The organism is Frigoribacterium sp. VKM Ac-1396 (assembly GCF_015350895.1).
Classification (GTDB): domain Bacteria; phylum Actinomycetota; class Actinomycetes; order Actinomycetales; family Microbacteriaceae; genus Frigoribacterium.
Genome location: NZ_JADKSD010000001.1, coordinates 1,278,021 through 1,299,900, shown reverse-complemented (window position 1 = coordinate 1,299,900; position 21,880 = coordinate 1,278,021). Strand labels below are relative to the sequence as shown.

The following is a 21,880-nucleotide window of genomic DNA, read 5'->3' as shown; positions in this document are numbered from 1 at the left end:
GGGCCGCCGTGCCGTCTGGCTAGGCTCGACGGGTGACCACCGCCTCCTCGTCGTCCTCGCCGTCCGCCGACCCGAGGCCGCTGCGTCGGCTCGGGTTCCTCACCATCGGTGCGTTCGAGGGCGACGACCCGACGGTCGGCCTCGAGCAGGGGCTCGAGCTCTTCGAACGCGCCGAGGCGCTGGGGCTCGACGGCGGCTGGACCCGCACCCGGCACCTGCAGTTCGGCATCTCGTCGCCCGTGGCGTTCCTCTCGGCCGCGGCGCAGCGCACCTCGCGGCTCACCCTCGGCACGGCCGTCATGCCGCTCGGCTGGGAGAACCCGTTCCGCCTCGCCGAGGACTGGGCGACCGTCGACGTGCTCTCGCGTGGCCGGTTGCAGCTCGGGGTGAGCGTCGGCGAGCCCCGTGGCTACGACGAGGTCGGCCCGCACCTCTACGGCGACGCGGTCGACCACCAGGACTTCTCGTACGGCCGGGTCGAGAAGTTCCTCTCGCTCGTGCGGGGCGAGCAGGTCAGCGCGTTCGAGGGCACCGAGGGCATCGAGGTCTACACGGGCCGGGTGCAGCCGCAGAGCCCGGGCCTCGCCGACCGCGTCTGGTACGGCGCGGGCAGCCCGCGGTCCGCCGAGTGGGCCGGCCGGCAGGGGCTCGGCATGCTGATCAGCAACGTCAGCTTCGCGGGCGCACCCGGGCCGATCGAGCCGACCCGCTTCGCCGCGTCGCAGCTCGAACAGATCCGCGCCTTCCGCGCGGCCCACCCGGCGGGTCAGGAGGCGCGGGTCGCCAAGGGCGCGGTCGTCCTGCCCACCGACACGGCCACCGCCGAGCAGCGTGCGGCGTACGAGGCCTACGCGTCCTCCCGCCGCGACCGCACCACCGTGGCGCACGGGCCCCGCGGCATGATGTTCGACCGCGACCTGGTCGGCCCGTCCGAGTGGATCGCCGAGCAGCTGCACGAGAACGCCGCGATGCGCGAGGTCGACGACCTGATCGTCGAGCTGCCGTTCGACTTCGGCCTCGCCGAGTACGCGCAGGTGCTGACCGACGCCGCCGAGCGACTCGGGCCGCTGCTCGGGTGGCAGGCGAAGTGAGCGCTCACACGACACCCCGGCGGCGCGCCTAGACTCGACGGAGCACCCCGAGTCGAAGGAGCCTCCATGCAGAACTGGGCCGCCAACGTCGAGTACTCGACGACCGACCTGCGTCGCCCCACGAGCCTCGACGAACTACGTGACGTCGTCACGGGCAGTCGTCGCGTCAAGGCCCTGGGGTCGCGCCACTCGTTCAACCGCGTCGCCGACACCGACGGCACCCTCGTGTCGCTCGACGCGCTCGCCACCCCGGTCGAGGTCGACTCGGCCGCCGGGTCCGTCCGCGTCGGTGCGGGCACGACGCACGCCGCCCTCGCCGGCGAGCTCCAGCGTCGCGGCCTCGCCCTGCACAACCTGGCCTCGCTGCCGCACATCTCGGTGGCCGGCGCGGTCCAGACCGGCACCCACGGCTCGGGCGTCCGCAACCCGGCCCTCTCGGCCGGCGTCCGCGCCGTCGAGCTGGTGCGGGCCGACGGCACCCTCGAGACCGTGCGCCGCGGTGACGACGCGTTCGGCGCCTCCGTGGTCTCGCTCGGCGCCGTCGGCGTCGTCACCGCCCTCGAGCTCGACACCGTGCCGACCTTCGACGTCGAGCAGACCATCGCCCTGGGGCTGCCCTGGGCGGCCGCCCTCGAACACCTCGACGCGGTGCTGGCCAGCGCCTACAGCCTGAGCTTCTTCACCCGCTACGACGGCGACGGGGTCGACCAGGTGTGGTCGAAGCACCGCGTCGGCGACGAGGTCGGGCTCGACCTGCGCGACCTCGGTGCCGTGCGGGCCGACGCGACCACGCACATGATCCCGGGTGCCGAGACCGCGGCCGTCACGCAGCAGGGCGGCGTGGCCGGCCCGTGGCTCGAACGCCTGCCGCACTTCCGGTTCGACTTCACGCCGAGCGCGGGCGAAGAGATCCAGAGCGAGTACCTGGTGCCGGCCGAGCACGCCGCGGCCGCGATCGAGGGGCTGCGGGGCATCGCGCACACCTTCGCCGACGTGCTGATGGTCAGCGAGATCCGCACCATCGCGCCCGACGACGCCTGGATCAGCCCCAGCAGCGGTCGGCAGAGCGTCGCGTTCCACTTCACCTGGCACCGCCGGCCGGCCGACGTGCTGGCCGCCCTGCCCGAGATCGAGCGCGTGCTCGGCGCCTTCGACGCCCGTCCGCACTGGGGCAAGGTGTCGACCGCGACGCACGCCGAGCTGCGCCGGGTGCACCCGCGCCTCGGAGAGTTCGCCGCCCACGTCGAGTCGGTCGACCCCGAGGGTCGGTTCCGCAACGCGTTCCTGTCCGCGTCCGTCCTGGGGGAGCCCGCCCGTGTCTGAGCCGACCCCCGTCGCCGACGTCCCCGTGCCCGGCACGACCCCGCCCGTCGTCGAGCCTGCGCCGGGCGCACCGCCCACGGCGACGCTGACCACCTCGCCCGTGCCGGTGTCGGGTGCCCAGGTCGTGCTCGAGCGCGACGGCTACCGCGCCGAGCTGGCCGCGGTCGGGGCGACGCTGCGTGCCCTGACCTTCGAGGGACGCGACCTCGTCGTGCCGTTCGCCGCCGACCAGGTGCGGCCCGGCTTCCGGGGCGCCCTGCTGGCCCCCTGGCCCAACCGCGTGACCGACGGGCGCTACGAGCGCGACGGTGTCGAACGGCAGCTGGCCCTGAACGAGGTCGAGCGCGGGCACGCCCTGCACGGCCTCGCGCACTGGGCCGACTGGACGTTCGACCAGGCCCAGGCCGCGAGGGCGTCGGCCTCGTTCGTCCTCGTTCCGAGCGACGGCTACCCCTGGCGCCTCGCCCTGTCCGTCGTCTACGAGCTGGGCGACGACGGCCTGACCACGACGGTCACGGCCCGCAACGTCGGCGAGGGCACGGCGCCCTACGGCACGGCACCGCACCCGTACCTCGTGGCCGGCGAGGGCCGCGTCGACGACTGGACGTTCGACCTGCCCGCCGCGAGCTACCTCGAGGTGACCGACGACCGCCTCGTGCCCGTCGGCACCCGCCCGGTGGGCGACCGCGAGGGCTTCGACTTCCGCGAGGGGCACGCGATCGGCGACCTCTTCGTCGACCACGCTTTCACCGACCTCGACTTCGGCCCGGCCGACGGCACGTCCGCCGACGGCGCGTCCGCCGACGGCGCGTCACCCGACGGCGCGTCCGCGGACGGCGCGCCCGCCGTCGGCGCGCCCGGCGAGGCGCAGGAGGCGCGGGTCACCGCCACGGTCACCGCGCGCGACGGCCACGGAGTCACCATGTCGTGGGGTCGCGAGCTGCCCTGGGTGCAGGTGCACACCGCCGACCGGCCCGAGCCCGAGAACGACCGCGTCGGCCTGGCCGTCGAGCCGATGACCTGCCCGCCCGACGCCTTCAACTCGGGGCACGACCTCGTGCTGCTCGCCCCCGGCGAGTCGCACGCGGCGAGCTGGACCATCACGGCCTTCTAGCCGCGGCACCCGCCCCGCCCTGCCACCCCGCCCACCCGCCCCGCCCTGCGGCCCCACCCGCCCACCCCACCCGCAGCGCACCGCGTTTCGTGCACCGCACCCGGTCTAGACGCGGTGCCGTGCACGACACGCGGTGCGGTCGCCTCAAGCGGCCTCGACCGCACGCGGTGCGGTCGGCTCAGGCGACCTCGACCTCGGCACCCGCCGCGAGGGCCTCGGTCTGCCACGTCATCGCCGACACGGTGCCGGGCAGGCAGCGTTCGAGGGCGGCCTCGAGTGCGCGTCGCGTCCGGCGTGCCGCGAGCTCGTCGCGCACGACGACGTCGAAGCGCAGTGCGTCGGGCAGCTCGGTCAGCAACACCGTGCCCGCGTCCGCGAGCTGCACGAGGTACTGGCCCACGTCGACCCGGGCGGCCCGGTGCTCGGCCAGCAGGCGGCGCGACAGCCAGAACAGGCCGGCGGCGTCGTGCGCCGTGTGGACGGTCGCGGTCGCGGTGATCATGGCCACACTGTGACGTGACGACCGCTCACGCGCGTGAACGGCGTGTGGCGAACGTGTAAATCCTGCCGCGACACGCCGAGGGCGGACCGACTTGACAAGCACCTGGACCTCGTTCAGTATTGCCCCGCACCACCCGATGTGAGCGCTCACATTCTCAGGTCAGCGCTCGACCGTCCTCGTGACGGACCATCACCCACCACACCGTGACACCCCCAGCCACGTTTCCTGACGAAGAGGTCAACCGTGAACAGCTCCGCCCCCCGCCCGGCCGCCCGCCCGGCCCTCCGCACGTCGCCCGCCCCGCGTCTCCTCGCGTCCGCCCCGGCCTGACGTCCCCCTCGGCCCCGACGGGCACGCCTCGCGCACCCGTCGGCCCGGCACGTCCCCGGCCTCCCGAGTCGTCGCGTGCCTGCACCACAGTGATCCCTCCACAGCACCACCACCCGTCATCGACGACGCCGTCGAGATGACACCTGACACGAATGGAACAACCGTGAAGAAAAAGCTCCTCGTCGGCATCGTCGCCGTCGGCATGGCATTCTCCCTGGCCGCCTGCTCCGGCGGCGGCGGCGGTCGCGGCGGTGACGCCGGCGGCAGCAGCAGCGGCGACAACGCCGGCGCGCTGGTCGGCGTCGCGATGCCCACCAAGGTGTCCGAGCGCTGGATCAAGGACGGCGACGCCGTCAAGAGCGCCCTGGAAGACAAGGGCTACAAGGTCGACCTCGAGTACGCCGACAACAAGATCCCCCAGCAGGTCCAGCAGATCAGCAACATGATCACCAAGGGCGCCAAGGTGCTCATCGTCGCCTCGATCGACGGCGGCTCGCTCAGCGACCAGCTCGACTCGGCCGCCAAGGCCGGCATCAAGGTCATCTCGTACGACCGTCTGCTGACGGGCAACGAGAACGTCGACTACTACGTCTCGTTCGACAACTACAAGGTGGGCGTCGACCAGGGCACCAGCCTCCTGACCGGCCTCGGCCTCGTCGACGCCGACGGCAACAAGGTCGACGGCGCCACCCCGAAGACCATCGAGGTCTTCGCCGGCAGCTCGGACGACAACAACGCGACCTTCTTCTTCAACGGCGCGATGGACACCCTCAAGCCCTTCATCGAAGACGGCTCGCTGACGATCGGCTCCGGCCAGGACCAGTTCACGCAGGCCGCGACGCAGCAGTGGGACCCCGCCACCGCCAAGGCGCGCATGCAGAACCTGATCGCCTCGACCTACTCGGGCGGCACCAAGCTCGACGGCGTGCTCTCGCCCTACGACGGCATCTCGATCGGCATCATCTCGGCGCTCGAGGGTGCCGGCTACGCCAGCGACGCCCTGCCGGTCATCACCGGTCAGGACGCCGAGGCCGCCTCGGTCAAGTCGATCATCGAGGGCCAGCAGTACTCGACGATCTACAAGGACACCCGTCAGCTCGCCGACCAGTCCGTCGTGATGGCCGACGACCTGCTGACCGGCAAGACGCCCGAGACGAACGACGACAAGACGTACGACAACGGCGAGAAGGTCGTCCCGACGTACCTCTTCCAGCCCACCATCGTCACCAAGGACAACTACAAAGAGGTCCTGGTCGACAGCGGCTACTACACCGAGGCCGACCTCAAGTAGGTCCGTCCCTTCCGCGGACCGAGGAGGCGCTGGTCGCCGACCAGCGCCTCCTCGCGTCCCTGCTCCACAGCTGCACCCCACCGAGACACGGAAGAAGGAACACGTGGCGAACACGATCCTCGAGATGCGGGAGATCACCAAGACGTTCCCCGGCGTCAAGGCCCTGCAGGACGTCACGCTCGAGGTCGAGCGCGGCCAGGTCCACGCGATCTGCGGCGAGAACGGCGCGGGCAAGTCGACCCTGATGAAGGTGCTCTCGGGCGTCTACCCGAGCGGCTCGTTCGACGGCCAGATCATGCTCGACGGCCAGCCCGTCGACTTCAAGAACATCAACGACTCCGAGGCCGCGGGCGTCGTCATCATCCACCAAGAGCTGGCACTCAGCCCGTTCCTGTCGATCGCCGAGAACATCTTCCTCGGCAACGAGCAGGCCAAGAACGGCTTCATCGACTGGAACAAGACCAACCTCGACGCCGCCGGCCTGCTGGCCCGCGTCGGGCTGCGCGACAACCCGGTCACCAAGGTCGTCGACATCGGCGTCGGCAAGCAGCAGCTGGTCGAGATCGCCAAGGCGCTCTCGAAGCGCGTCAAGATCCTCATCCTCGACGAGCCGACGGCCGCCCTGAACGACGACGACTCGGCCCACCTGCTCGACCTGATCAAGAGCCTGCAGGGTCAGGGCATCACGTCGATCATCATCAGCCACAAGCTGAACGAGATCAAGGCGATCGCCGACAAGGTCACGATCATCCGCGACGGCAAGACCATCGAGACCCTCGACATGCACGCCGACGAGGTCTCCGAGGACCGCATCATCAAGGGCATGGTCGGCCGCGACCTCGAGAGCCGGTACCCCGCCCACGAGTCGACCGTCGGCGAAGAGCTGCTGCGCATCGAGGACTGGACCGTCCACCACCCGCTCGACGCGACGCGCGAGATCATCCACCAGGCCAACCTGAACGTGAAGGCCGGCGAGATCGTCGGCATCGCCGGGCTGATGGGTGCCGGTCGCACCGAGCTCGCGATGAGCGTCTTCGGCAAGAGCTACGGCACCGGCATCTCGGGCACGGTCTACAAGCGCGGCGAGAAGATCGACACCTCGACGGTGAGCAAGGCCATCGCCTCGGGTCTGGCCTACGCCACCGAGGACCGCAAGAAGTACGGCCTCAACCTGATCGACGACATCACGCGCAACGTGTCGGGCTCGGCGCTCGGCAAGCTCGCGAACTGGGGCTTCGTCAACCGGTCCGAAGAGAGCACCGTCGCCGAGCGCTTCCGCAAGAGCATGAACATCAAGGCGCCCACCGTGGCGTCGGTGACGGGCAAGCTCTCGGGTGGCAACCAGCAGAAGGTCGTGCTGTCGAAGTGGATGTACGCCGACCCCGACGTGCTCATCCTCGACGAGCCGACCCGCGGCATCGACGTGGGCGCGAAGTACGAGATCTACACGATCATCAACCAGCTCGCGGACGCGGGCAAGGGAGTCATCGTCATCTCGTCCGAGCTGCCCGAACTGCTCGGCATCTGCGACCGCATCTACACCCTCTCGGAGGGGCGCATCACGGCCGACGTGCCGATCGCCGAGGCGACCCCCGAGTTCCTCCTGAAGTACATGACCCTCGAACGAGAGAGCCCCGTCAATGAGCGCGCCTAGCCCCACCCAGGCCACCGACCCGAAGCCCACCGGCGGGTCGCCCACGTCCCGTCAGCCGCAGTCCGGCTCGGGCGGCAACCCGATCGTCTCCGCGGTCTCGTACCTCGGCGGCCAGCTGCGCCAGATCGGCCTCTTCATCGCGCTGATCGTGATCGTGCTGTTCTTCCAGATCACCACGAACGGCATCACGCTCGCGCCGATCAACGTGTCGAACCTGGTCGTCCAGAACAGCTACATCCTGATCCTGGCGATCGGCATGGTGATGGTGATCATCGCCGGGCACATCGACCTCTCGGTCGGTTCGATCGTGGCCTTCACCGGGGCCATGGCCGGCGTCATGATCACGCAGTGGGGCCTGCCATGGCCGCTCGCCGTCGTCCTCTGCCTCGTGCTCGGCGCGCTGGTCGGCGCCTGGCAGGGCTTCTGGATCGCCTACTTCGGCATCCCGGCGTTCATCGTCACCCTGGCGGGCATGCTCGCCTTCCGCGGTGCCGCGCAGATCGCCCTGCAGAGCCAGCAGATCTCGCCCTTCCCCCAGGGGTTCCGCGACATCGGATCGGGCTTCCTGCCCGCCTTCGGGACGACCGGCTACGAGCCGCTCACCCTCGTGCTCGGCGCCGTCGCGTCGCTGGCCCTCATCGGCACCGGCCTGCGCGGACGGGCGACGCGTCGCAAGTACCAGCTCGAGGACGAGCCCTTCCTGTGGTTCATCACCAAGATGGTCTTCACGGTCGCCCTGGTCATGTACATCGGCTTCTTGCTCGCGAGCTACTCGGGCACCCCGATCGTCCTGGTCGTGCTCGCCGTGCTGGTCGTCGCCTACTCGATGATCATGAAGAACTCGGTGTTCGGTCGTCACGTCTACGCCATCGGTGGCAACCTGCACGCCGCCGAGCTGTCGGGCGTCAAGACGAAGCGCGTGACCTTCCTGCTGTTCGTCAACATGGGCGTCATCGCCGCGCTGGCGGGCGTCGTCTTCACCGGCCAGCTCAACCTCGCCAGCCCCAGCGCCGGCAACGGGTTCGAGCTCGACGCCATCGCGGCCGTGTTCATCGGTGGCGCCGCCGTCACCGGCGGCATCGGAACGGTCACCGGCGCCATCGTCGGTGGTCTGATCATCGGCATCCTGAACAACGGCATGTCGATCCTCGGCGTCGGCACCGAGTACCAGTCCCTGATCAAGGGCCTCGTGCTGCTCGCCGCGGTCGCGTTCGACGTGTTCAACAAGCGTCGCGCCGCCTCGTCCGGCAAGTAACGAGCGCAGCACCCGACGACGAGGCGCGGTTCCCGATCACGGGAGCCGCGCCTCCTCGTCTCTCCGCCCCCGGGCGGACACCCGGTCCGACCCCAGGAGGCGCGGGTCGGCCGCGCAGGACACCGTCGTCCCGAAACCGAACCGAAATAGGATCACCTCGTGGCAACCCTCTTCGACGTCGCGGCCGCGGCCGGCGTCTCGCACCAGACCGTGTCGCGGGTCGTCAACGGCGACCCCACGGTCCGTCCCGCCACGAAGGCCAAGGTCGACGCCGCGATCGACGACCTCAACTACCGGCCGAGCCTCACGGCGAGGGCCCTGGCCAGCCGCAAGACGAAGTCGCTCGGCGTGATCAGCACCGGGTTCCCGTTCTACGGGCCGTCGAGCACCATGCACGGCTTCAACGGGGCCGCCCGCCGCGCCGGCTACCAGGTCTCGATGGCCACGCTCGACGTCGACGCCCGGCAGGGCATGCGTCAGGCCCTCGACTCGCTGGTCGGGCAGAACGTCGCCGCCATCGTGCTGATCGCCCCCGACTCCGAGGCCCTCGAGGTGCTGCGGCGCTCCGACGTCTCGGTGCCGCTCGTGACGGCCGACAGCGAGGCCGAGGACGGCCACCACACGGTGTCGTTCGACCAGGCCGCCGGGGCCGAGGCCGCCGTCGAGCACCTCGCGGCACTCGGGCACCGACGCATCGCCCACGTCGCCGGGCCCGACGGATGGATGGACGGCCGCGACCGCGAGCGCGGCTGGCGCGAGGCCTGCGCCCGGCTCGGCGTCGACTCGAGCGTGCTGTGCCGGGGCGACTGGACGCCGGGGTCGGGGCACCGCATCGGCCGCGAGCTCGCCCTGCGCGACGACGTGACCGCCGTCTTCTGCGGCAACGACCAGATGGCGCTCGGCGTGGTGCACGCGTACGTCGACGCCGGGCTCGTCGTGCCCCGCGACGTCAGCATCGTCGGGTTCGACGACATCCCCGAGGCCGAGCACTTCGTGCCCCCGCTGACGACCGTGCGGCAGGACTTCGAGGCCTTGGGCCGCCGCCTCATGACCACCGTCGAGGCCGTGCTCGCGGGCGACGACGCCCCCGTCGCGGCGCTCGAGCCCGAGCTCGTCGTCCGCCGCTCGACGGCCGCCCCCGCCCGCTGACCCGCGTCTGCGGTCCCGCGCCCGCGCCTGCGGTCCGGCGCCCGCGGTCCGGCCTGCCCGGCCTGCCCGGGGTGACCCCCGGAACCGGCAGAGAACCTCTGCCTAGGCAAATCGTCGAGCGCCGCTCGTGGGGGTCAAGCCCGGCCGCGGTCCGGCCTGCCCGGGGTGACCCCCGGAACCGGCGGAGAACAGCTGCCTAGGCAAATCGTCGAGCGCCGCTCGTGGGGGTCGGGCCCGAGCCTCGGTCACGGTCGCCGATCGGCCCGACCCGCGTCTCACGAGATTGCACGCGCGAGCCCTCGCGTGTGAGAATGTGAGCGCTCACTTTCGCATCAGGACAAGGACGTTCCATGGCTGAGACCGCCATCCCCTCCGACTCGTCGCCCGGGGGCCCCGGCCCCGCCGACACCTCGGCCGACACGTACGTCGTCGGCGTCGACTACGGCACGCTCAGCGGCCGGGCGGTCGTCGTGCGCGTGCGCGACGGCGCCGAACTGGCCAGCGCCACGTTCGAGTACCCGCACGCCGTCGTCGACCGCACGCTGCCCGGCACGGGCGAGCGGCTGCCCGCCGACTGGGCCCTGCAGGTGCCGTCGGACTACGTCGACGTGCTGAAGAACGCCGTGCCCGAGGCCCTGCGCGCGTCGGGCGTTGACCCCTCGGCCGTCGTCGGCATCGGCACCGACTTCACGGCGTGCACGATGGTGCCGACCACCGCCGACGGCACGCCGCTCAACGAGCTCGAGCGTTTCGCCGACCGCCCGCACGCCTTCGTCAAGCTCTGGCGTCACCACGCGGCCCAGGGGCAGGCGGATCGCATCAACGAGCTCGCCGCCGAGCGGGGCGAGAGCTGGCTGCCGCGGTACGGCGGGCTCATCTCGAGCGAGTGGGAGTTCGCCAAGGGCCTCCAGCTGCTCGAAGAGGACCCCGAGGTCTACGCCGCGACCGAGCACTGGGTCGAGGCAGCCGACTGGATCGTCTGGCAGCTCAGCGGTCGGTACGTCCGCAACGCCTGCACCGCCGGCTACAAGGGCATCTACCAAGACGGCGAGTACCCCAGCCGTGAGTTCCTCGCCGCCCTCAACCCCGACTTCGCCGACTTCGCCGAGACGAAGGTCGTGCACGAGATCGGCGCCCTGGGCGACGTCGCGGGCACGCTGACCGCCGAGGCGGCCGGCTGGACGGGCCTGCCCGAAGGCATCGCCGTCGCCGTCGGCAACGTCGACGCGCACGTGACCGCCCCGGCCGCGAAGGCGACCCAGCCCGGCCAGATGGTCGCCATCATGGGCACGAGCACCTGCCACGTGATGAACGGCTCCGAGCTGGCCGAGGTGCCCGGCATGTGCGGCGTCGTCGACGGCGGCATCGTCGACGGCCTCTACGGCTACGAGGCGGGGCAGTCCGGCGTCGGCGACATCTTCGCCTGGTACGTGAAGAACCAGGTGCCGCAGTCGGCGGTCGACGCCGCCGCGGCCGCCGGCAAGAGCGTCCACCAGCACCTCACCGACCTCGCCTACGAGCAGCCCGTCGGCGCCCACGGCCTCGTGGCCCTCGACTGGCACAGCGGCAACCGCTCGGTGCTCGTCGACCACGAGCTGAGCGGAGTCATCGTCGGGCAGACGCTCAGCACGACGCCCGAAGAGGGCTACCGCGCCCTGCTCGAGGCCACGGCCTTCGGCACCCGTCGCATCGTGCAGGCCTTCGACGAATCGGGCGTGCCTGTCACCGAGTTCATCGCCGCGGGCGGCCTGCTGAAGAACCCGCACCTCATGCAGACCTACAGCGACGTGCTGCGCCTGCCGATCTCGACGATCACGAGCGAGCAGGGCCCCGCCCTCGGCTCGGCGATCCACGCGGCCGTCGCCGCCGGCGCCTACCCCGACATCCGCTCGGCGGCCGAGGCCATGGGCAGCGTCGACCGCGCCACGTACACGCCCGACGAGGCGAACGCCGACGCCTACGACGCCCTCTACGCCGAGTATCTCCTGTTGCACGACTGGTTCGGTCGGGGCGGCAACGACGTGATGCACCGCCTGCGGGCGATCCGTCGTGAGGCGACCCGCGCCTCCTCGGCCCCGACGGCGGACGCAGGAGGCGCGGACGCGGTCGAGCAGGACGCCACCACCTCCGCCACGACCGAGGCGCAGGTGACCGCATGACCGGCTGGATCGACCGCTCGACGCAGGCGGCCATCGACGCCACCCGAGAAGACGTGGCCACCCTGCACGCCGAGCTCGTGCGCTACGGGCTGGTCGTCTGGACGGGCGGCAACGTCTCGGGCCGCGTGCCCGGCACCGACCTCTTCGTCATCAAGCCGAGCGGCGTGCTCTACGACGACCTGACGGCCGAGAACCAGATCCTCTGCCGCCTGGACGGCACCGTGGTCGAGGGCACCCCGGGCAGCGACCGCAGCCCGTCGAGCGACACCGCGGCGCACGCCTACGTGTACCGGACCATGCCGCACGTCGGGGGAGTGGTGCACACGCACTCGACCTACGCCACCGCGTGGGCCGCCCGGGGCGAGGCGATCCCGTGCGTGATCACGGCGATGGCCGACGAGTTCGGCGGCGAGATCCCCGTCGGCCCGTTCGCGATCATCGGCGACGACTCGATCGGCCGCGGCATCGTCGCGACGCTCGAGGGCCACCGCAGCCGCGCCGTGCTGATGCAGAACCACGGCGTCTTCACGATCGGCAAGGACGCCCGCGACGCGGTCAAGGCCGCCGTCATGACCGAAGACGTCGCCCGCACCGTCCACGTCACCCGCCAGCTCGGCGAACCCATCCCCATCCCGGCAGAGAGCATCGACGCCCTCTTCGACCGGTACCAGAACGTCTACGGACAAGCACCCGCAGGAGAACTGAAGTGACGAACGACACCCTCGACCCGACCGCCTTCCTCGCCTCGAGAGAGGTGTGGTTCCTCACCGGCAGCCAGGGCCTCTACGGCGAAGAGACCCTGAAGCAGGTCGCCGACCAGTCGCGCGCCATCGCCGACGAGCTCGCCGCCGCCTCCGACGTCCCCGTGCGGCTCGTCTGGAAGCCCGTGCTGACCGACGCCGACGCCATCCGCCGCACGATGCTCGAGGCGAACCTCGACGACTCGGTCATCGGCGTCACGGCCTGGATGCACACCTTCAGCCCGGCCAAGATGTGGATCGGCGGCCTCGACGCGCTGCGCAAGCCGCTGCTGCACCTGCACACGCAGGCGAACGTCGCCCTGCCCTGGGCCGACATCGACTTCGACTTCATGAACCTCAACCAGGCCGCCCACGGCGACCGCGAGTTCGGCTACATGCAGACCCGCCTCGGCGTGCCGCGCAAGACGGTCGTCGGCCACGTCAGCGACCCGCGCGTGCAACAGCAGGTCGGCACGTGGATGCGCGCCGCCGCCGGTGCCTCGGCCATGCGTTCGCTCAAGCTGGCCCGCTTCGGCGACAACATGCGCTTCGTCGGCGTGACCGAGGGCGACAAGACCGAGGCCGAGCTGGCCTTCGGCGTGCAGGTCAACACCTGGGGCGTCAACGAGCTGGCCGAGGCGGTCGCCGCGGCGTCCGAGTCGGCGATCGACGACCTGGTCACCGTGTACGAGGCCGAGTACGACGTCGTGCCCGCCCTGCGGACGGGCGGCGAGCGGCACCAGTCGCTGCGCGACGGTGCGGCGATCGAGATCGGCCTGCGGTCGTTCCTCGAGGCCGGCGGGTTCAGCGCCTTCACGACGAACTTCGAAGACCTGGGTGCGCTCAAGCAGCTGCCCGGCCTCGCGGTCCAGCGCCTGATGGCCGAGGGCTACGGCTTCGGCGCCGAGGGCGACTGGAAGACCTCGGTGCTGGTGCGTGCGGCCAACGTGATGGGCGCCGGGTTGCCGGGTGGCGCCTCCTTGATGGAGGACTACACGTACCACCTCGTGCCCGGCGAGGAGAAGATCCTCGGTGCGCACATGCTCGAGGTCAGCCCGGCGCTGACGTCGGGGCGCGCCTCGCTCGAGGTGCACGCGCTCGGCATCGGCGGCAAGGACGACCCGGTGCGCCTGGTCTTCTCCGCCGACCCCGGCCCCGCCGTCGTCGTCGCGATGAGCGACGTGCGCGACCGGTTCCGCCTGACGGTCAACGTGGTCGACGTGGTCGACCCCGACGAAGACCTGCCGAACCTGCCGGTGGGGCGCGCGGTGTGGAAGCCCCGCCCGTCGTTCGCCGTCTCGGCCGAGGCCTGGCTGACCGCCGGCGCCGCGCACCACACGGTGATGTCGACCGCCGTCGGCCTCGAGGCCTTCGAAGACCTCGCGCGCATCGTCGAGACCGAGTTGCTCGTCATCGACGAGGACACCCGCATCCGCGACTTCCGCCACGAGGTCGCCTGGAACGCCGCGTACCACCGCCTGGCCCGCGGCCTGTAGGCACTCGCGCAGCTCGCGCCCGTCGCACGTCCCGCGCTCCTCGCGCATCGAATGGTCCCGGATCGTCCTTCGCCCCCCGACGAACGACGATCCGGGACCACTCGTCTTCCGTCTCGGGGCATACGACGACGCCCGTCGTTGTTCACCCCCGCATGAGCATCCCCCTCTCCATCCTCGACCTCGCCCCCGTCGCACCCGGTCAGACCGTGCGCGAGAGCTTCGCGGCCTCCGTGGCCCTGGCGCAGCAGGCCGAGGCGAGCGGGTACCGGCGGGTCTGGTACGCCGAGCACCACAACATGGCGTCCATCGCCTCGAGCGCGACCTCGGTGTTGATCGCCCACATCGCCAGCCAGACCTCGACGATCCGTCTGGGCTCGGGCGGCGTCATGCTGCCGAACCACTCGCCGCTCGCCATCGCCGAGCAGTTCGGCACCCTCGAGACCCTGCACCCGGGTCGCATCGACCTCGGCCTCGGCCGTGCACCCGGCAGCGACCAGGCCACCTTCCGGGCCATGCGCCGCGACCCGTCGTCGTCCGAGCGCTTCCCGCAGGACGTCGTCGAGCTGCAGGCCTTCCTGGCCGGCGAGTCCCGTGTCGCCGGCGTCCAGGCCGTCCCCGGTGCCGGCACGAACGTGCCGCTGTACATCCTCGGCTCGTCCCTCTTCGGGGCCAAGCTCGCCGCGGCCCTCGGCCTGCCCTACGCCTTCGCGTCGCACTTCGCCCCCGGCGACCTGGTCGACGCCGTCTCGGCCTACCGTCGCGAGTTCCAGCCGTCGGCACAGCTGAGCGAGCCCTACGTGCTCGCCGCCGTGAACGCCATCGTCACCGACGACGCCGACGAGGCCGACGTGCAGTTCGCCCAGGTCAAGCGTCAACGTCTGCTGATGCTGCTGCGTCAGAGCGGCCAGATCGACCCCACCCGCGAGTTCGGCGACGACGAGCTCGACCACCTGCTGCGCACCCCGGTGGGCCAGCACGTGCAGACCATGACGACCTACACCGCCGTCGGCACGCCCGGCGACGCCCGCGAGTACATGGAGCAGTTCGCCCGCACCGCCCAGGCGGACGAGCTGATCGTCGCGCACTCGTCCTCGTCGCTGGAGGCGCGCCTCCGGTCCGTGGCGTTGCTCGCGGACGCGATGCAGCCGGCCCCCGCCGCCGCGTAGCCCGCCGGCGCCTCCGAGCGAGAAACGCTGCGCCCCGCTCGCCGGACACCACCGAGTGGACGAGACACCGAGAAATGCGACGGTGTCCTGTCCACTCGGCGGTGTCTTCGTCGTGACCGCCGGTGGCGACGCCGCGGTCGCTACGGTGCGGTGAACAAGAAGACGAAGACGACGGCGACCGGCTGCAGCGCGGCCCCGCCGAGCAACAGGGTGCGGCGAAGCCACGGCCGCGACGAGATCGCGGGCGTGCCCAGCAGCGGGCTGAGCGGCATCAGCAGTCGGAACAGGCTCTGCTGCGGCAGGAAGACCGCCACGAGGTAGCCGAAGAACCCGGCCACGAAGGCGACGACCTCGTGGCCGAGGCGCTGGGTCGACCGGCGGGTCACCCAGTACGTGAACGACCCGACGAGGGCTAGCACGAGCACGATGCCCCCGATGCCGAGCCAGCGGCCGGCGAGCAAGAACCACGGCGTCAACGGCACGAACGCGGGCCGGCCGACGTAGTCGACCCACCAGGCCATCTCGGTCTCGAGGTAGGCGTCCGCCTGGCCGGTGACCACGTGCGCCACGACGGGCCAGGCGAGCCCGGCCGCCGCCATCGCCAGCCCCGCCACGACGATCGTCGTCAGCTCGCGGCCGGGCAGCCGGCCGCCCACGACGAACTCGCGCAGTCCACCCCAGGCGCGACGCACCGAGCGCCGGGCGGCCGTCACGACCGCAGGAGGCGCGGTGCCGACCCCGGCGACCCCTCGCGTCCCGGCGGCGTCGGTCGAGAGGTCGTCGCTCGAGAGATCGTCGGCCGGGAGCGTGGCCGACCCGCCGTCGACCGTGAGGTGGTCGATCGCGCGCGTGCCCTGCACGGACGCGGCGGCGGGTCGCTCACGCTCGGTGTGCCACCGCACGATCAGGTGGATGCCGAGGGCGAGCGCGAGTGCGAGCGCCCCCGGTCGCACGAACGAGGCGACGATGCCGGCGGCCGCGACGAGCGCGTACTGCCGTCGTTGCATGGCCAGCAGGCCGCCGAAGATCAGCAGCAGGAAGAGGCTCTCGGCGTAGCCGACCGACATGACGAAGGCCATCGGCCCGAAGCAGAACAGCAGCACGGCCCAGATGGCGCCGCGGTGGCCGACCTTCGTGACGAGCAGCCGGTAGAGCACGACGGCCGCGGCGGCGCCGAACACGGTCGCCAGCAGGGGGGCGGCGACGGTGAAGTCCATGCCCGTCGCCACCATCAGCAGGTGGCAGAGGTACGGGAACACCGGCAGGAACGCCCACTCGTTGGGCAGCACCTCGCCGGTCGCGTCGGTCGGCAACGTCGACGGGTAGCCGTGCAGGGCGATGGTGCGGTACCGGTCGGCGTCCCACGACGAGGTGAAGTCCAAGAAGCTCCGGTCGCTGCCGGGCGTGATGAAGGTCGCACCGGCGAGCTTCGCGATCTCGTAGACGGCGAAGAGGACGCTCGTCGAGAACAGGCGGGACGCCAGGTAGACCACGAGCACGCTGCGCCAGCTGCCCGAGAGGCGGGCCGCCAGGTCGACCGTGAAGGCGGGTCGGCGCAGCGTCGTCGCGGTCGGCGACGCCATCGTCTCGCGGCTCACCGCCCCGCCCCGTGTCCGGTCATCTGGACGACGCTACCAACAGTCGGCTGGGACGGGGCAAGATCGACGGGTGCCCCCTTCGTCCTTCGCCGCCCTCGGGATCGACGACGTCGCGGTCGCGGTCTACCGTCACGTCGTGGCCGGAGCCGGAGCGGCGGACGAGGGCGGGGCGGCGGCCGCGCCGACCGCCGGGGCCGTGGCACGGGCCGTGCACCTCGACGAGGCGACCGCGCTGGCCGCCCTGGAGCGCCTCCGTTCGCTCGGGCTCGTCCAACGGTCCGCCGGGGGAGGGGGGTACGGCGCGGTCGACCCCCGGGTGGCGGTGCCCGCCGTGGTCGCGGCGCGCGCCGACGCGCTGGTCGAGGTGCGGGCCGCCGTGCCCGAGCTGGGCGAGCTGTTCGACGAGGGGCGTCGTCCGCGCGACGCCGACGAGCTGACCCGCGTCGTCGTCGGGCAGGCGGCCGTGGGCGACTGGTACTCGCAGCTCGAGCACCGCGCCACCACCGACTTCGTCGCCTTCGACCGGCCGCCCTACGTCGTGGCCTCGAACGAGTCCACACAACGCGTCGCCCTCGGGCGCGGGGTGCGCTGGCGGGCGGTCTACACGGTCGCGAGCATCTCGGCCGACGGCAGCTGGCAGGGGGTGCACCGACTAGGCGCCGAGGGGGAGGAGGCGCGCATCACCCACGACCTGCCGATCAAGCTGGCCGTCGCCGACCGCCGGGTGGCACTCGTCTCGATCGGCCACGACCCCGGCCGACCCGAGGCCCTCGTGACCGAGTCCGAGCCGCTCGTCACCGCGCTCTACGATCTGTTCGAGGCGCGGTGGCGCAGCGCCCTGCCCGTGCCCGGCGCCCCCGGTGCGGGTGAGCCCGCGGTCGACTGGGCCGAGGTGGCGGCCCGACTGGCGGCCTCGACCTCGACCTCGACCTCGATCTCGACCTCGGCGTCGGCCGGCTGGCCGGTGCCGACGGCGTCCTCGGCGGGCGGTGCGCCGACGACGCGCGACGAGGAGGCGCGACTCGCGTCCCGACCCCCCACCCCCGCCGAGCGCGACCTGCTCGCCCTCGTGGCCGCCGGGGCGACCGACGACGTCATCGCGGCGCAGCTCGGCATCTCGTCCCGCACCCTGCGGCGGCGGCTGCACGCCCTGTTCGACGAGCTCGGCGCGAGCAACCGGTTCCACGCCGGGGTCGAGGCCGCCCGACGCGGCTGGGTCTGAGTCGGCCCAGCGACCCCGGTCGGACCGGTGTGCGGGCGTGCGTCCCCCCAAGGGAGGACGGCCTCGGTGCCCCGCCCGCGCCTCCTCGTGTGAACTCTCTGGCCGGTCGCGGTCACTGGCCGGTTTCGGCCATGACCCCCACTAGAGGGTCACGCGCATTCACAGGTAGTTCTTATGGATCGACCGTGGCCCGGGGCCCCGGCGCACCCCCGACAGCACGCTCCGAGCGGCGTGCATCGAAAGGCGATCAGTGATCACACCATCCGGCCGACGCAGGCCGACCGCACCCCCTCGCACCCGCCTCCGCGGCGGCTTCGCCGCGATCCTGGCCACCGGCGTCGTCGCCGCGGGCCTCGTCGCGGTGCCGGCCACCGCCTCCTTCGCCGCCGACGGCCCCGCCGTCGTGGGCGACAGCCAGTTCGCCGACGGCAAGTACATCGTCACGCTGCGCGAACCGGCCGCCGCGACCTACGAGGGCGGCAAGGCCGGGCTCGCACGCACGGCCGTGCCCCAGGGCAGCCACCTCGACGCGCAGAGCGCGCCCGTGCAGGACTACGCCGAGCACCTCGAGGGCGTCCAGCAGGACGTCGCCGCCGCCGCCGGCGCCACGGTCGAGGCGAGCTACGCCATCACGACGAACGCCTTCTCGGCCGACCTCACGGCCGCCCAGGCCGCGAAGCTCGCGAGCGACCCGGCGGTCGCCGCCGTCTCGAAGAACGAACTGCTGAAGCTGCAGGCGACGCCCTCGACCGAGTTCCTCGGACTGGGCGACGCCGAGGGCAACGGCGGCGTCTGGGACGCCGTCGGGGGTCGTGACAAGGCCGGCGAGGGAGTCGTCGTCGGCATCATCGACTCGGGCATCGCGGCGGGCAACGCCTCGTTCGCCGGTGACCCGCTGGGGTCGGCGAGCGACGCCGAACCGCACCTCGAGGGTGACGCGACCGTCTTCGCCAAGGGCGACGGCGGCACCTTCACCGGCGTGTGCCAGACCGGCGTCCAGTTCGACGCGAGCGACTGCAACACCAAGCTGATCGGCGCCCGCTACTTCGTCGACGGCTTCGGGGTCGGCAACATCGGCACCGAGGAGCAGGGCGAGTACCTCTCGCCCCGTGACGGCAACGGCCACGGATCGCACACCGCGTCCACCGCAGCCGGCAACGCCGACGTCGAGGCGACCATCGGCGACCGCTCGTTCGGCACCGTGTCGGGCGTCGCCCCGGCCGCCAAGATCGCGGCGTACAAGGTCTGCTGGGACGGCCCCGACCGCGTCGCCACCGACGACGACGGCTGCGCCACGCTCGACCTGATCGCCGCCATCGAGGCCGCGGTCACCGACGGCGTCGACGTCATCAACTACTCCATCGGCGGCGGCGGGGCCACGAGCACCTTCTCGGCCACCGACCAGGCGTTCCTCGGGGCGGCCTCGGCCGGCGTCTTCGTCGCGGCCTCGGCCGGCAACGACGGACCGACCCCCACCACGGCCGACAACGCCGCGCCGTGGATCACCACCGTCGCCGCGTCGACCATCCCCAGTTACAGCGCGACGGTGCAGACCGCCGACGGCACGAACTACCTCGGCGGCTCGATCACCGTGCCGACGGGTCAGGACGGCCTCTCGGGCGACTTCGTCTCGTCGACCGCGGTCGCCGCGGCCGGAGCCGACGCCACCGCCGTCACGCTCTGCGCGCCCGACACGCTCGACCCCGCGAAGGCGGCCGGCACGATCGTGCTCTGCGACCGCGGCGTCTACGACCGCACGGCCAAGTCGGCCGAGGTCGAGCGGGCCGGCGGCATCGGCATGGTGCTCGTCAACCCGACGAGCAGCTCCGTCGACCTCGACGAGCACGCCGTGCCCACCGTCCACCTCAACGCCGACGACTACGACGCCATCCACGCGTACGCCGACACCGAGGGCGCGACCGTCACGCTGCTCGACGGCAACCCGGGTGCCCTGCCCGAGCCCGCCACCCCGCAGATCGCCGGTTTCTCGTCGCGCGGTCCGGTGACGGCCGACGGCGGCAACCTGCTGAAGCCCGACATCTCGGCACCCGGCGTGGCGATCCTCGCCGACGGTGCCAACGCGCAGGGCGAGCCCGGCACGTACGAGTTCCTCTCGGGCACGTCGATGTCGTCGCCGCACATCGCGGGCCTCGCGGCGCTCTACCTGTCGAAGGGCGTCCACCCGGACTGGACCCCCGACGAGGTCAAGTCGGCCATGATGACGACCGCCTACGACCTGGTCGGCGAGGACGGCGCTCCCAGCCAGGACGTCTTCGCCCAGGGAGCCGGCCACGTCGACCCGACCGCGTTCCTCGACCCCGGCCTCGTCTACGAGAACGGCCCCGCCGACTGGCAGGCGTACGTCGACTCGATCGACACCGTCGAGGGCACCGACTCGTCGCTCAACCTGCCCTCGATCAGCGTCGGCTCGTTGGCCGGCACCGCCCAGGTCACCCGCAGCGTCACCTCGACCGAGGCGGGCACGTACACGGTCGCCCCGATCGAGATGGACGGGGTCACGGCCACCGTCGAGCCCTCGACCCTGACGTTCGCCGCAGCGGGCGAGACGCAGGACTACACGGTCACCTTCACCCGCACCACGGCCGCACTCGACGAGTTCGCCACGGGGTACCTGACCTGGAGTGACGGCGAGCACGACGTCCGCAGCCCGCTGGCGGTCCGACCCGTCCGCCTGCAGGCACCGGCCGAGGTGGCCGGCGAGGGCTCCACCGGCGAGGCGGCGTTCGACGTCACCGCGGGCGACGCCCTCGAGCTGCCGCTGACCACCGAGGGGCTCGTCGCCGGTCAGGTGACGACCGGCTCGGGCACGGCGGGAGCCGCCGCGGCCGAGACGCCGATCACGATCGCCGAGGGCACCACCCACGCGCGCTTCGTGCTCGACAGCGCCGACGACACCGCCGACCTCGACCTGCTGCTCTACACGGCCGGCGCCGACGGCGCCCCCGACCAGCTCGCCGCCGCCTCGGCGACGGGTTCGGCGGACGAGCAGATCGACCTCGACGCCCCCGCGGCCGGCGACTACGTGCTGCTCGTCGACTTCTACTCGGGGTCGGGAGCGCTCGACTACACGCTCACGTCGTACCTGCTCGACCCGGCGACGGCCGTCGGAGGCCTCACGGTCGACCCGGCGACCCTCTCGGCCGGACTCGGCGAGACCGCGACGCTCACCGCGTCGTGGACCGACCTGGCCTACGAGCAGACCTACCTCGGCCGCGTCGTCTACGGCGACACCGGGCAGGTGACCTACCTCACGGTCGCCTCGGGCGAGGAGCCCGAGGTGCCCACCGATCCGGGCCCCGGCCCCGGCCAGCCCGGCAACCCCGGTGGCGGCTGGAGCCTCGGCGACGTCCTCCAGTGGATCTGGAACGCGCTCGGCGACCTCTTCCACGGGTGGTTCCCCTGGCGCTGGTAGCGGGCCAGGCCTGACGGCCTGCCGGCCTGCACGGCCTGACGGCCTGACGGCCTGCCCGGCCTGACGGCCTGACGGCCTGCCCGGCCTGCACGGCCACGAGGCGGTGGCCACCTTCCCCGGAAGGTGACCACCGCCTCCTCGTGCGCCCCGCCCCGCCCCGCTCCGCTCCGCTCCGCCCCGCCCCGCCGCGCCCCGCTCCGCTCCGCCCCGCCCCGCCCCGCCCCCGCTCCGCCCCGCCCCCGCTCCGTCGCGCCCCGCCGCGCTCCGCCCCGAACCACCGACCTCCCCCTCAGACCGAGGCGGCAACTCCTGGCTGGTGCTGCGCAGCCCCCGCGTCATCCCGCATCGGCGTCCGGC

The 21,880-nt window shown here is 72.2% G+C and carries 15 protein-coding genes; 13 read left to right on the top strand and 2 right to left on the bottom strand.

What is annotated here, in order from left to right; genetic code table 11:
* Positions 1-32 precede the first annotated feature (32 nt).
* The 3 genes from ITJ55_RS06000 to ITJ55_RS05990 all read left to right on the top strand — a co-directional run bounded on the left by ITJ55_RS06000 (position 33) and on the right by ITJ55_RS05990 (position 3,528).
* Positions 33-1,091 (top strand): LLM class flavin-dependent oxidoreductase, encoded by a 1,059-nt coding sequence (locus ITJ55_RS06000; RefSeq protein WP_056258052.1) that lies wholly within the window; start codon positions 33-35, stop codon positions 1,089-1,091.
* A 66-nt stretch (positions 1,092-1,157) separates the two neighbouring features.
* Positions 1,158-2,414, top strand: a complete 1,257-nt coding sequence (locus ITJ55_RS05995; RefSeq protein WP_194594487.1) for a D-arabinono-1,4-lactone oxidase — start codon at positions 1,158-1,160, stop codon at positions 2,412-2,414.
* Positions 2,407-3,528, top strand: a complete 1,122-nt coding sequence (locus ITJ55_RS05990) for an aldose 1-epimerase family protein (protein WP_370544038.1) — start codon at positions 2,407-2,409, stop codon at positions 3,526-3,528. Before ITJ55_RS05995 ends, ITJ55_RS05990 begins: the two co-directional genes overlap by 8 nt.
* Before the next feature lie 178 nt (positions 3,529-3,706).
* On the opposite strand, the gene ITJ55_RS05985 is transcribed toward ITJ55_RS05990, so the two are convergent.
* Complete coding sequence (locus ITJ55_RS05985) at positions 3,707-4,030, bottom strand: hypothetical protein (RefSeq protein WP_194594486.1); 324 nt, start codon at positions 4,028-4,030, stop codon at positions 3,707-3,709.
* A gap of 466 nt (positions 4,031-4,496) precedes the next feature.
* Here ITJ55_RS05985 and chvE point away from each other — a divergent pair, with 466 nt between their 5' ends.
* The 8 genes from chvE to ITJ55_RS05945 all read left to right on the top strand — a co-directional run bounded on the left by chvE (position 4,497) and on the right by ITJ55_RS05945 (position 15,270).
* Positions 4,497-5,651 carry a multiple monosaccharide ABC transporter substrate-binding protein gene (gene chvE, locus ITJ55_RS05980; protein WP_194594485.1) on the top strand — a complete coding sequence of 385 codons (1,155 nt, stop codon included), beginning with the start codon at positions 4,497-4,499 and terminating at the stop codon, positions 5,649-5,651.
* 103 nt (positions 5,652-5,754) lie between these two features.
* Positions 5,755-7,305, top strand: a complete 1,551-nt coding sequence (gene mmsA, locus ITJ55_RS05975) for a multiple monosaccharide ABC transporter ATP-binding protein (protein ID WP_194594484.1) — start codon at positions 5,755-5,757, stop codon at positions 7,303-7,305.
* Entirely contained in the window at positions 7,292-8,560 is a 1,269-nt protein-coding gene (gene mmsB, locus ITJ55_RS05970) for a multiple monosaccharide ABC transporter permease (protein ID WP_194594483.1), read from the top strand. The genes mmsA and mmsB overlap by 14 nt, the downstream gene beginning before the upstream one ends.
* A gap of 159 nt (positions 8,561-8,719) precedes the next feature.
* The gene (locus ITJ55_RS05965; RefSeq protein WP_194594482.1) at positions 8,720-9,709 is read left to right on the top strand and encodes a LacI family DNA-binding transcriptional regulator; all 990 of its coding nucleotides are present in this window, start codon (positions 8,720-8,722) and stop codon (positions 9,707-9,709) included.
* A gap of 350 nt (positions 9,710-10,059) precedes the next feature.
* Positions 10,060-11,868 carry a ribulokinase gene (gene araB, locus ITJ55_RS05960; protein WP_194594481.1) on the top strand — a complete coding sequence of 603 codons (1,809 nt, stop codon included), beginning with the start codon at positions 10,060-10,062 and terminating at the stop codon, positions 11,866-11,868.
* Positions 11,865-12,578, top strand: coding sequence for an L-ribulose-5-phosphate 4-epimerase (locus ITJ55_RS05955; RefSeq protein ID WP_056225236.1), 714 nt, complete (start codon positions 11,865-11,867; stop codon positions 12,576-12,578). The genes araB and ITJ55_RS05955 overlap by 4 nt, the downstream gene beginning before the upstream one ends.
* On the top strand, positions 12,575-14,104 hold the full coding sequence (gene araA, locus ITJ55_RS05950) for an L-arabinose isomerase (RefSeq protein ID WP_194594480.1): 1,530 nt from the start codon (positions 12,575-12,577) through the stop codon (positions 14,102-14,104). The genes ITJ55_RS05955 and araA overlap by 4 nt, the downstream gene beginning before the upstream one ends.
* A 152-nt stretch (positions 14,105-14,256) precedes the next feature.
* Positions 14,257-15,270: an LLM class flavin-dependent oxidoreductase gene (locus tag ITJ55_RS05945; protein WP_194594479.1), complete on the top strand. Its 1,014-nt coding sequence runs from the start codon at positions 14,257-14,259 to the stop codon at positions 15,268-15,270.
* Positions 15,271-15,410: 140 nt separating this feature from the next.
* Here the strand turns inward: ITJ55_RS05945 and ITJ55_RS05940 are convergent, their stop codons facing one another.
* Positions 15,411-16,868, bottom strand: coding sequence for a mannosyltransferase family protein (locus ITJ55_RS05940; protein ID WP_194594478.1), 1,458 nt, complete (start codon positions 16,866-16,868; stop codon positions 15,411-15,413).
* 70 nt (positions 16,869-16,938) lie between these two features.
* Here ITJ55_RS05940 and ITJ55_RS16470 point away from each other — a divergent pair, with 70 nt between their 5' ends.
* Positions 16,939-18,090 carry a LuxR C-terminal-related transcriptional regulator gene (locus ITJ55_RS16470; protein WP_370544037.1) on the top strand — a complete coding sequence of 384 codons (1,152 nt, stop codon included), beginning with the start codon at positions 16,939-16,941 and terminating at the stop codon, positions 18,088-18,090.
* 250 nt (positions 18,091-18,340) lie between these two features.
* Positions 18,341-21,523: a S8 family peptidase gene (locus ITJ55_RS05930; protein WP_194594477.1), complete on the top strand. Its 3,183-nt coding sequence runs from the start codon at positions 18,341-18,343 to the stop codon at positions 21,521-21,523.
* The last annotated feature ends 357 nt before the right edge of the window (positions 21,524-21,880 follow it).